The 12004-nt window shown below is 64.8% G+C and carries 9 protein-coding genes; 1 reads left to right on the top strand and 8 read right to left on the bottom strand.

The window, feature by feature from the left end:
* Positions 1 to 8: 8 nt before the first annotated feature.
* Entirely contained in the window at positions 9 to 1022 is a 1014-nt protein-coding gene (locus AB3X94_RS02070) for a hypothetical protein (protein ID WP_368610779.1), read from the bottom strand.
* Between the two features lie 260 nt (positions 1023 to 1282).
* Here AB3X94_RS02070 and AB3X94_RS02065 point away from each other — a divergent pair, with 260 nt between their 5' ends.
* Entirely contained in the window at positions 1283 to 3634 is a 2352-nt protein-coding gene (locus AB3X94_RS02065; protein WP_368610678.1) for a Tex family protein, read from the top strand.
* Between the two features lie 153 nt (positions 3635 to 3787).
* On the opposite strand, the gene AB3X94_RS02060 is transcribed toward AB3X94_RS02065, so the two are convergent.
* The 7 genes from AB3X94_RS02060 to hflK form a co-directional block, all read right to left on the bottom strand.
* Positions 3788 to 5674 carry a potassium transporter Kup gene (locus AB3X94_RS02060; RefSeq protein WP_176108232.1) on the bottom strand — a complete coding sequence of 629 codons (1887 nt, stop codon included), beginning with the start codon at positions 5672 to 5674 and terminating at the stop codon, positions 3788 to 3790.
* A gap of 234 nt (positions 5675 to 5908) precedes the next feature.
* A complete protein-coding gene (locus AB3X94_RS02055; protein WP_013089770.1) occupies positions 5909 to 6481 on the bottom strand; it encodes a phosphoribosyltransferase in 573 nt (190 codons plus the stop codon).
* A gap of 18 nt (positions 6482 to 6499) precedes the next feature.
* On the bottom strand, positions 6500 to 7846 hold the full coding sequence (locus AB3X94_RS02050) for an adenylosuccinate synthase (RefSeq protein ID WP_176108231.1): 1347 nt from the start codon (positions 7844 to 7846) through the stop codon (positions 6500 to 6502).
* A 220-nt stretch (positions 7847 to 8066) separates the two neighbouring features.
* Complete coding sequence (locus AB3X94_RS02045) at positions 8067 to 9218, bottom strand: ATP phosphoribosyltransferase regulatory subunit (protein WP_176108230.1); 1152 nt, start codon at positions 9216 to 9218, stop codon at positions 8067 to 8069.
* A gap of 219 nt (positions 9219 to 9437) precedes the next feature.
* On the bottom strand, positions 9438 to 9629 hold the full coding sequence (locus AB3X94_RS02040) for a DUF2065 domain-containing protein (RefSeq protein ID WP_176108229.1): 192 nt from the start codon (positions 9627 to 9629) through the stop codon (positions 9438 to 9440).
* A gap of 43 nt (positions 9630 to 9672) precedes the next feature.
* Positions 9673 to 10578: a protease modulator HflC gene (gene hflC, locus AB3X94_RS02035; RefSeq protein ID WP_176108228.1), complete on the bottom strand. Its 906-nt coding sequence runs from the start codon at positions 10576 to 10578 to the stop codon at positions 9673 to 9675.
* A gap of 15 nt (positions 10579 to 10593) precedes the next feature.
* Positions 10594 to 11997, bottom strand: a complete 1404-nt coding sequence (hflK, locus tag AB3X94_RS02030) for an FtsH protease activity modulator HflK (RefSeq protein WP_368610677.1) — start codon at positions 11995 to 11997, stop codon at positions 10594 to 10596.
* Positions 11998 to 12004 lie beyond the last annotated feature (7 nt).

Genomic DNA, 12004 nt, shown 5'->3' with positions numbered 1-12004 from the left:
CAGCACGCTTACTGTTGCTGTTGCTGTTGCTGCTGCTTTTGCTGCTCTTCGAGCTGTTGCTGCTTCAACTGGTCCTGACGCTTCTGCTCGGCCTTTTCGGCAGCCTGCTTTTGACGCGCTTCGACATCGAGCTTGTGCTGCGCGGCCTCGGCCTGCTTCCGCTCAAAATTCTCCTGTTTCTGCTGGCGCTCCACGGCCTGTTGCGCGCCCTGCCGACGGGCTTCCTCGAGCTTGCGCTGGTAGTCGCTCTGCTTCTGGTCGTAGGCCTTCTGATTGGCCGCCGACTGCGACGGCGTGACACCACGCTGCGCCTGGTCGAGCGCGTGCTGGCGCTGCTTCTCTTCGTAGGCCTGCGCATTGGCCTGGTGCTGCGGTGCCGCGGCGTTGCGCTGCGCCTGCTCGAGCGCGTGCTGACGCTGCTTCTCTTCGTAGGCCTGCGCATTGGCTTCGCGCTGCGGCGCCTCGGCGTTGCGCTGCGCCTGATCGAGCGCGTGCTGACGCTGCTTTTCCTGATACGCCTGCTCGTTACGCGCGTCTTCGGCGGCGCGTTGCGGCGCTTCCGCCTCGTTTTGCGCGCGCCGTAATGCTGTGCGTTCGTCGCGCTCGCGGGCGCGCTGCGCACGCTGCTCGGCGTCGAGCGCGAGCTGCTCCTTGCGGATGTCCGCCTGCACGCTGCGCATCGCGTCGCGCGCACGATTCAGACAGTGATTGACGAAGAAGCGGCTGTAGCAGTTGTGTTGCGCGACAGCGAATTGATAGTTGTTGTCGTCGGTGCGCTGGTTGAGCACCTGTTGCCGCTCGTCGAACGACTTGTCCAGCGCGGCTGCATCACTCGCGCTTTGAGGGCTGCCGGCCGTTGCGGCGACTTGCGGGCCCGAGGCCGCGACGGGCGCCGCACCTTGCGCGGGTGTCGCGCTCTGCGCCGCGGCCGGCACCGGCGCGGCAAGCGCTGCGGCGATCACGCACGACGCAGCCGCCGTTACGACCGACGGACTGAACCAGCGCAACGAAACCAGCGGCAATTGAGACGAACCCCGAGACGAACCCGGCAGCGAACCTGACGCCAGCGAAGAGACCAGGCGGTTGAGGGACAAGGAGATTGGCAACGTCGTAGAGGGTCAACGGAACATGCCCGAAATTCTAACACCCCGCGGTTGAGCCCTTTGGCATTTATGGCAAAATGCCCCGCTCTAGCAACCTGGTCGCGGCGCACGCCCGGCCTGTCCCGAATTGCCGCCCGCGCGCGGCCCATCACTGAGTCCGCAGGAAATACCAAGACCTTATGACGGAAACCGTAGCACTCAAGATCGTCCAGCGCATCGCCACCGAACTGTCCGTCCAGCCGCGCCAGGTCGCGGCCGCGGTGGAACTACTCGACGAAGGCGCGACCGTTCCGTTCATTGCCCGTTACCGCAAGGAAGTGACCGGCAATCTCGACGATACGCAACTGCGTAATCTCGAGGAACGCCTGTTCTATCTGCGCGAGCTGGAAGACCGGCGCGCGGCGATCATTGCGAGCATCGACGAACAGGGCAAGCTCACCGTCGAGCTGCGTAGCGCGATCGAAGGCGCCGACAGCAAACAGGTGCTGGAAGACCTCTATCTGCCGTACAAGCCGAAGCGCCGCACGCGCGCGCAAATCGCGCGTGAAGCCGGTTTGCAGCCGCTCGCTGACGCGCTGCTCGGCGATCCGCTGCTCGATCCGCAAACCGAAGCCGCGGCGTACGTGGACGCCGAGAAAGGCGTCGCCGATGTGAAGGCCGCGCTCGACGGCGCGCGTGACATCCTCTCCGAGCAGTTCGGCGAAACCGCCGAACTGCTCGGCAAGCTGCGCGACTATCTGTTCAACCAGGGCGTGGTGTCGTCGAAGGTCGTGGAAGGCAAGGAAACGGCGGAGGAAGAGAAGTTCCGCGACTACTACGACTACGCCGAAACGATCCGCACGGTGCCGTCGCATCGCGCGCTCGCGCTGTTCCGCGGCCGCAATGCCGGCGTGCTGATGATCAAGCTGGGTCTCGGCGAAGAGCTCGACGCGCAGGTGCCGCACCCGGGTGAAGCGCTGATCGCGCGGCACTTCGGCATCGCCAATCAGAACCGCCCCGCCGACAAGTGGCTCTCCGATGTGTGCCGCTGGTGCTGGCGCGTGAAGGTGCAGCCGCACCTGGAAAACGAGCTGCTGACCAATCTGCGCGACGAAGCCGAACACGAAGCGATCCGCGTGTTCGCACGCAATCTGAAAGACCTGCTGCTCGCGGCGCCCGCTGGGCCGAAGGCCGTGATCGGTCTCGATCCGGGCTTGCGCACCGGCGTGAAAGTGGCGGTGGTCGACCGCACCGGCAAGGTGCTCGCGACCGACACGATCTACCCGCACGAGCCGCGCCGCGACTGGGACGGCTCGCTCGCGAAGCTCGCGCGCCTTGCCGCGCAAACGCAGGCCGAGCTGATCAGCATCGGCAACGGCACCGCGTCGCGTGAGACGGACAAGCTCGCGAGCGAGCTGATCGCGCGTCACCCGGAGCTAAAGCTTCAGAAGATCGTCGTGTCGGAAGCGGGTGCGTCCGTGTACTCGGCGTCCGAACTCGCGGCGAAGGAATTCCCCGACATGGACGTGTCGCTGCGCGGCGCGGTGTCGATCGCGCGACGTCTGCAGGACCCGCTCGCCGAGCTCGTGAAGATCGAGCCGAAGGCGATCGGCGTCGGCCAGTATCAGCACGACGTGAACCAGCGCGAACTCGCGCGCTCGCTCGACGCGGTCGTCGAAGACTGCGTGAACGCGGTCGGCGTCGATGCGAATACCGCGTCGGTCGCGCTGCTCGCGCGGGTCTCGGGCTTGAACGCGACGCTCGCGCGCAACATCGTCGACTATCGCGATGCGAACGGGCCGTTCCCGTCGCGCGAGCATCTGCGTAAGGTGCCGCGTCTCGGCGACAAGACCTTCGAGCAGGCCGCTGGCTTCCTGCGCATCAACAACGGCGAGAATCCGCTCGACCGTTCGTCGGTGCACCCGGAAGCTTATCCGGTCGTCCAGCGCATTCTCGCGAAGATCAGCAAGCAGGTCGGCGAAGTGCTCGGCAATCGGGACGCGTTGCGCGGACTGTCACCCACTGAATTCGTCGATGAACGCTTCGGTCTGCCGACCGTGCGCGATATCCTGGTCGAACTGGAAAAGCCGGGCCGCGATCCGCGTCCCGAATTCAAGACCGCGACGTTCCGCGAAGGTGTCGAGAAGGTCAGCGACCTGATCCCGGGCATGGTGCTCGAAGGCGTCGTGACGAACGTCGCGGCGTTCGGCGCATTCATCGACGTCGGCGTGCATCAGGACGGTCTCGTGCACGTGTCGGCGATGTCGACGAAGTTCGTGAAGGACCCGCACGAGGTCGTGAAGGCCGGTCAGATTGTCAAGGTCAAGGTGCTGGAGGTCGACGTGAAACGCCAGCGCATCGCGCTGACGATGCGTCTCGATGACGAACCCGGCGCGGCGGCCGCGCGCAGCGGCGGCGGTGCGCAGCAGGATCGCAGCGGCTCGGGCGGCCTCAACCGCGGCGGAGCGGGACGCGGCGCGCCGCAGCGCTCGCGCGAACCGGAGCCGGGCGGCGCGATGGCGGCCGCGTTTGCCAAGCTCAAGCAGAAGTGAGCGTATCGGACCGGTGCACGTCGTTGGACGTGCACCGGTCCGTTATATGACTGCGTCGCGCGCTCAACCGCTTACACGCACGCGCGCATGAATCAAAAGCCCACGCATTGCGTGGGCTTTTTGTTGGCGCTCCCGCACGTCACGCGCGGGCCGTCAAATCTCGATCTTCGTCCCCAGTTCCACGACCCGGTTAGCCGGGATGCTGAAGAAGTCGGTCGGCTTGGCGGCGTTCTGATGCATCCACGCGAACACACGTTCGCGCCACACCGACATGCCCGGCAATTGCGTCGGCACCACCGTTTCGCGCGCGAGGAAGAACGACGTGTCCATCAATTCGAACGTCATGTCGTGCGAGCGGCCGACGTCGAGCAGCACCGCCTTTACGTCGGGCGTTTCATTAAAACCGTAGGCTGCCTTCACCAGCCACAGGCCGCCGTTCATGTCCTTCACGGTCACGCGATCGGAGTCTTTCACATACGGAATGTCGCGCGTGACGAAGGTCAGGAAGATCGTGCGCTCGTGCAGCACCTTGTTGTGCTTCAGGTTATGCAGCAGGCTCACCGGCACCAGCGAATCGCTGCCGGTCAGATAGATCGCGGTGCCCGACACGCGATGCGGCGGATGCGCGAGCAGGCCTTGCAGGAACGGCATCAGCGGAATACCGTCGGCGGCCGTGCGTTCCTTCACGATCATCCTGCCCTTGAACCACGTCATCAGCAGGAAGAACAGCAAGCCGCCGATGCACAGCGGCAACCAGCCGCCCTCTTCGACCTTCAGCAGATTCGCGCCGAAAAAGCCGAGGTCGACCACGAGGAACACGCCGATGATGAGTCCGACGAGCAGTTTGTTCCAGTTCCACACCTTCACCATCACGACGCACGCGAGGATCGTCGTGATCACCATCGTTGCCGTCACCGCGATACCGTACGCGGCCGCCAGATTGTCGGAGCTCTTGAACGCGATCACGATGCAAAGGATGATGAACAGCAGCATCCAGTTCACGACCGGCACATAGATCTGCCCGATCGCGAGTTCGGACGTGTGCAGGACCTTCATGCGCGGCACGTAGCCGAGCTGGATCGCCTGGCTCGTCAGCGAGTACGCGCCCGAAATCACCGCCTGCGACGCGATCACCGTCGCAACCGTCGACAGCACGACGAGCGGCAACAGCGCCCAGTCCGGCGCGAGCAGGAAGAACGGATTTTCGATCGCCTTCGAGTCGTGCATCAGCAACGCGCCCTGGCCGAAGTAGTTCAGCACCAGCGACGGCATCACGAGCACGTACCACGCCATGCGGATCGGCTTCGCGCCGAAGTGGCCCATGTCCGCGTACAGCGCTTCGGCGCCGGTCAGGACCAGCACGACCGAGCCGAGCACCACGTATGCCTGCAGCACGTGCGCGGCCATGAAGGTGTACGCGTAGTACGGATTGAGCGCGCGGATCACGTTCGGCGACTGCATGATGTGCCACAGGCCGAGCAAGGCAAGCACGAGGAACCACAGCATCATGATCGGCCCGAACAGACGGCCGACCGTGGCCGTGCCGTGCCGCTGGATCCAGAACAGCACGATCAGGATCACGATGGTCAGCGGAATCACCAGATGCGACAGATGCGGCGCGGCGATTTCCAGACCTTCGACCGCCGAGATCACCGAGATCGCTGGCGTGATCACCGCGTCGCCGTAAAACATGCAGGCGCCGAAGATGCCGAGCATCATCAGCAGGCCGGCCATTTTCGATTTCTGATCGGCCGAGCGCAACGCCAGCGCCATCAGCGCGAGGACGCCGCCCTCGCCGTTGTTGTCGGCGCGCATCACGAACAGCACGTACTTGACGCCGACTACGATCATGATTGCCCAGAACAGCAGCGAGATCACGCCCAGGATCGACTGATCGGTCAACGGGATACCGTGCGACGGGCTGAAGGCTTCCTTCAGCGAGTACAACGGACTCGTACCGATGTCGCCGAACACCACTCCGATCGCGGCAATCGCAAGGGAAGGAAGCGGCTGTTTGTGTTCGTGGTTGTTATCTGTCATGGACGCGAGGAAATCCGTTCCCGGGCGGAAAAAACGCCCGCTATTTTAAACTGCCCATCCGGTACCGCCCGGCTTGTTGTGGATACGCCACGTGGATGTCCGCGCAGTGTAGCACTGCGATATGGACGCGTCTGCCGCGGGGCGGGCGTCCCAGCGCAGCGTGTGGGGCGCATAAAAAACGGAGCCCGACTGGGCTCCGTTCTGTGACACCGCGATGCCGCGCGCGGCCTTGCGTTAATTGCCCGACGCCTCCTCGGCCTGGGCAATGCCGCGCTTGATCCACGCGCCGAGATTATGCGGACGCACCGTGTCCCACTCCTCGAACGGCTGATGAATCCACGGGTTGGTCGGCAGATACTGCACGTGATAATCGGGCTTCACCTTCGAGCAGCCCTTGTACCACAGCACCGCTGAGCGCACCGCAGTGATGGCCGGATAGCGTTCCTTCAGATGCTGCTGCACGCGCGCGAGCGTGACACCCGAATCGACGAGGTCGTCGACGAGCAGCACGTTGCCGTGCAGTTCGCCGCGCGTCATCGTGATGTATTGCGCGATGTCGAGTTCGCCCTGCTGCGTGCCGGCCGCCTCGCGATACGAGCTCGTTGCGAGAATGGCCAGCGGCAGATCGTAGATGCGCGACAGCTGGTCGCCGACGCGCAGACCGCCGCGCGCGAGGCACAAGATCTTGTCGAACTTCCAGCCCGATTCGTGCACGGCAAGTGCGAGCACCTCGATCAGCCGGTGATATTCGTCCCAGCCGACCCACAGGTTCTTGTCGTCGTTACGCGGATCTTTCATCGCGATCATCGGTACACCTTGCATCACTTAAACCTTGAACGGATGACGCAGCAGAATCGTTTCGTCGCGATCCGGACCGGTGGACACCATGTCGATCGGAATGCCCGCGACTTCCTGCACGCGCGTCAGGTACGCACGCGCGTTGGCGGGCAGCTTGTCCCATTCCTTGATGCCGACCGTGCTTTCCTTCCAGCCCGCGAAGGTTTCGTAGACCGGTACGCAGCGCGCGACTTCCGTCGCGCCGCGCGGCAGCAGATCGACGTTCTGTCCGTCGACCGTATAGCCGACGCACAGCTTCACCTCGTCGAGACCGTCGAGCACGTCGAGCTTGGTCATGCACAGACCCGTCACGCCGTTGATCTGGATCGAGCGGCGCAGCGCCGAGACGTCGAGCCAGCCGGTGCGGCGCGGACGGCCGGTGACCGAGCCGAATTCCTTGCCGACGGTGGCGAGTTCGAGGCCGATCGGGTCTTGACGCGAGGTATTGTCCGCATCGTACAGTTCGCTCGGGAACGGGCCCGAACCAACACGCGTGCAGTACGCCTTGGTGATGCCGAGGATGTAGTTGAGCTTCTGCGGACCGACGCCCGCGCCCGCTGTCGCGGCACCCGCCACGCAGTTGCTCGACGTGACGAACGGATAGGTGCCGTGGTCGATGTCGAGCAGCGTGCCCTGCGCGCCTTCGAACAGCAGATTGCCGCCGTTTGCGTTGACGTCGTACAGGCGGCGCGACACGTCGGTGACCATCGGCTTCAGACGGTCGGCGTAGCTCAGCATCGTGTCGAGCGTTTGCTGGAAGTCGACCGCGGCTGCACCGAGGTACTGCGTGAGCACGAAGTTGTGGTAGTCGAGGTTTTCGCGCAGGCGCTCGGCGAAGGCTGACGCGTCGAACAGGTCCTGCACGCGCAGGCCGCGGCGCGCGACCTTGTCTTCATATGCCGGGCCGATGCCGCGGCCGGTCGTGCCGATCTTGCTCGCGCCGCGGCGCGCTTCGCGGCCCTGGTCGATCGCGATGTGATACGGCAGGATCAGCGTGGTGGCTTCGGAAATGAACAGACGCTTCTGGACGTCGATGCCGGCGGCTTCGAGTTCGCCGATTTCCTTGAACAGCGCTTCCGGCGACAACACGACGCCATTGCCGATATAGCACGCGACGCCGGCATGCATGATGCCCGACGGAATCAGACGCAAGATGGTTTTCTTGCCGCCGATGATAAGCGTGTGACCGGCATTGTGACCGCCCTGGAAGCGAACGACGCCCTGAGCGTGGTCCGTCAGCCAGTCGACGATCTTGCCCTTGCCCTCATCACCCCATTGGGTACCCACGACGACGACGTTGCGCCCGGGGTTCACATTCACTGCGCTGGCAGACATGTTGTTTCGTAAGCTGGTTAAAAACGTATTTTACCTAGGTTCGCGGAAGCTTCCGGAATTTTTCCGTTTCCGCTCAACGGTATGCACGTTATGTTGAGTATTGCGAGGGATGCGCGGCCGCGAAAAGTCGCTCGACCGCGCCCGGTTCGGGCGATGGTTGCACCGCCCTGTAGCGAGCGCCGGAAACCTGTTCCCGGCGGAGTCGATCGGAACGCGCGGCTCAAGCGCGCGGTTCGACCACCCATGCGCCATTGCGCTCGACCAGCACGCGGTCGAACGCGAATTCATCGAGATCGTGCTTGTGGCCAGGCAGCGCCTGGATCACCACTTCGCCACCGTCACGCAATGCCGCGACCGCCACGCGCAACGCCTCGTCGTGCCGCCACGGCGCGAGGATCGCGCTGCTGCGCGCTTCGATCGGCGAGATTCGCGCGACTTCACGCAGATCCAGCGAAAAGCCGGTTGCTGCGCGGGCGCGGCCATAGGCCTGGCCGACGTGGTCGTAACGGCCGCCGCGCGCCACCGCGTTCGGCACGCCGTCCACGTAAGCGGAGAACATCACGCCACTGTGGTACGCGTAGCCGCGCAGATCGGCGAGGTCGATCATCACTTCGGCGCCGTCGACCTGGCTGGCGAGGAACGCGAGGTCGTCGAGCGCGCGGGCGATCGCCGGCGAATTCGGCAGACGCGCGCGGGCCTCTTCGAGCACCGAAGCGTCGCCGTACAAAGTGGGCAGCGCGCGCAGCGCATCGCGAATCACCGGCGAGAATTGTGCGGTCATCTCGACGAGGCGCGGCACGTCCTTGCCGGCCAGTGCGTCGTAGAGCGCCTGGCCGAGTTCCTCGGCGGCCGGCTCGGCTTCGATCAGCGCCGCCAGCACGCCCGCGTGACACAGGTCCAGACGCACCTTCGCGAGGCCGGCGAGACGCAGTGCGTCGAGCATCAGCTGCTGGATTTCGAGGTCCGCTTCGAGGCCCGCGTGGCCGTAGATTTCCGCACCGATCTGGATCTGCTCACGCGTCGCATGCAGGCCGCGCGGCCGCGTATGCGCGACATTGCCCGCGTAGCAAAGACGCGTGACGCCCTGGCGGTTCAGCAGATGCGCGTCGATACGCGCGACCTGCGGCGTGATGTCGGCGCGCAGACCGAGCGTGCGGCCCGACAGTTGATCGACGAGCTTGAAAGTGCGCAGATTCAGGTCCTGCCCACCGCCCGTCAGCAACGACTCGAGGTATTCGAGCAGCGGCGGCATCACCATCTCGTAGCCGTACGAGCGGAAACGGTCCAGCAAATGACGCCGCAATTCTTCGATCTTGCGGGCCTCCGACGGCAGCACGTCGGCGATATTCTCAGGAAGCAACCAGGTCGACATCGATACAGTCCTACGGCGTTGAACACGGCGTCTTGTAGCGCCGATGAATGAGTGTGAATGGCGTATAGCGGCTTGATTCTGGCGGCTGTCACCGACGCTCGGGCGGCGTTTTGCGGCTCGCGCGCGACGCGCTGCGGCCTGACCGGAACAGTCGGCGTTTCGCTCGGGCGGGTGAAACACGCCGCGGCACGCAGCGTTCGTCAGACAAGCAAGCCGGCTTCAGGTCGCGATGAACAGCAGAACCAGCCCGAGCAACATCACGATGAGACCACCGACACGAATCTGATGCGCCGGTCGTTCCGCTATTTTACGGAACGTGTCGCGCCAGGCGCTCGGAAAAACGAACGGAAACATCCCCTCGATAATCAGCATCAGCGCGATCGCGAGCAATAACGAGCCAGCTATGTCCATGCGAGTGAAGCGGCCGCGATGCGGATGCCGCGGCCTTCGGTAATCAGCGTTTGTGCGCAGCAGGCGCGGAAGCGTCCGGGGCGACGCCGCCGGTCGGGCTACGCATGAAGCGGAAGAACTCGCTACTGGAGTCGACCACGATCAGATCGCCCGGTTTGAAGGTCTTCCGGTACGCCTGCATGCTTTGATAAAACTGATAGAACTGCGGGTCCTTGCCGAACGCTTCGGCGGCGATCTCCGCGGCCTTCGCATCGCCTTCGCCGCGAATGCCTTGGGCCTGGGCGAGGCCGTCGGCGAGCACCGCCTGCTGCTTCGCGAGCGCGTCAGCGCGGATCTGGTTCGCTTCGGCGGCGCCCTTCGCGCGCTCGTCCGCTGCGACCTGCTGGCGCGCGGCGATCATGCGCTTGAACACCGAGTCGGCCACCGCCGCCGGGAAATCGACGCGCGTGAGCTGCACATCCACGACCGACACGCCGAGCGATGCCGCGCTCTTGTCCATCGCACCGCGCGCCTCTTCGGCGACCGCCTGCTGTTTCGCGAGCGCGTCGGATAGTGTGAACTTGCCGAACGCGTCGCCGAGCGCGCCGCGCGACAGCAGCGCGAGCCGGTCGGGCAGGCTCTGCGGATCGCCTTTCGTCTCGGCGATCAGCTTCAGCGGATCGGTCACACGGAACTTGACGACCGGGTTGACCAGCAGATCGGTTTTGTCCGACGTGACGTAATGATCTTCGTCGGGTGCGTCGAGCGACTGGATGCGATTGTCGACGAAAGTCACCGTTTGCAACGGCGGCGGCAGCTTCACGTGCAGCCCTGGGCCGAGCAGCGTGGGCACGGCGTCGCCGCGCGCGGACAGCACGGCCATATGCCGTTGATCGACGACGAACACCATCGACGATGCCGCGAACAGCACGATGACGACGGCGACGACGAGCGCAATGATTCGGTTCATATTCTCGTGCGCTCCTTATTGAACGTCTTCTTCGCGCATGCGATTGCGGAACGCTTCGCGCGAACGCAGCGACGCGGCGCTCGGCCGGCTCGCCGGCGCAGGCGCGGAAGCGGCGGGGCCGGATGCGCCCTCGGCGGCGGAGCCCGCCGCGGCACCGGTCTCAGCGGCCGACGCAGCCGACGGCGCAGCCGCGCTCGCCGCTTGTGGCGCGCCCGCGACAGCCGGACCCGAAGCGGCGGCACCCGCGGCCGCGGCCTGACGCTCGCGGTTCTGCTCGACGAGCCTGTCGAGCGGCAGATACAGCACGTTGTTGCCGTTTTTCGCGTCGACGAACACCTTGGTCGCGTTCGCGTAAATCTGCTGCATGGTTTCCATGTACAGGCGGAAGCGCACGAGGGCCGGCGCCTTCTCGTATTGCGCGTAGACCTGCTTGAAGCGCTCGGCCTCGGCCTGCGCCTGCGCGACCGTGCTCTGGCTGTAGGTCTTGGCTTCCTGGACCTGACGATCGACGTCGGCTTGCGCGCGCGGCACGAGCTCGGCGGCATAAGCCTGCGCATCGCGTTTCGCGCGTTCGTTTTCGTCGTGCACCTTCGCAGCGTCGGCGAACGCGGGTTGCACCTGCTCGGGCACCTGCACGCTCTGAATCGTCACACCCGTGACTCCGAGACCGGACTGATACTGATCGAGCGATTGCTGGATCGACGCGATCAGCTGCTGGCGCAGTGTTTCGTGATCCTGATCGAGAATATCGCTGGTGCTGTGCGCTCCGACGATGCCGCGCACCGCCGCCTGCGCGGCATGCATCACGCTCTGATCCGGATCGACGCTGCGAAACAGAAAGTCGTTGGGCTTACGCACCTGGTACTGCACGGCGAAGCGCACGTCGACGATGTCGCCGTCGTGCGTGAGCATCGATGAATCCTTCACGTTGGCGAGTCGCACCACGTTGCTACGGCCGATCTCGACCTGGCGGATCTGGCCGACGTTGACGAACTCGTGGGACTCGAACGGATACGGCAGACGCCAGTGCACGCCCTGCGCCGCGGTATAGCGATACTTGCCGAACTGCAGCACGACGGCCGCCTGGCCATCCTGTACGACGAACACGCCGCTGCCGAGATAGATTGCGATCAGCACGCCGATTACGATGCCGACGCCGAGGCGAGCGCCGCGGCCGTTGTCCGGACGGCCGCCGCCGACACCGCCGCCCTTGCGCCCGAAAATCCGGGACAGACGGCGATTGAAATCGCGCCACATTTCGTCGAGATCGGGCGGACCCTCACCGTCGCGCCCCGGTCGCTTCGGATCGTTCGGCCGTTGCCGGTCGCCGTTGCCGTCGCCCCGGCCCCAACGCGGATCGTTCAGTGAAAGCGAGGCGCGCATACGCAGCCAGATACTCCGCTCATTGTAATCGTTCACCTGTGTT

It is taken from the genome of Paraburkholderia sp. BR10923, from assembly GCF_040948765.1.
GTDB lineage: Bacteria > Pseudomonadota > Gammaproteobacteria > Burkholderiales > Burkholderiaceae > Paraburkholderia > Paraburkholderia youngii.
This window is presented reverse-complemented; position numbering and strand designations above follow the sequence as displayed.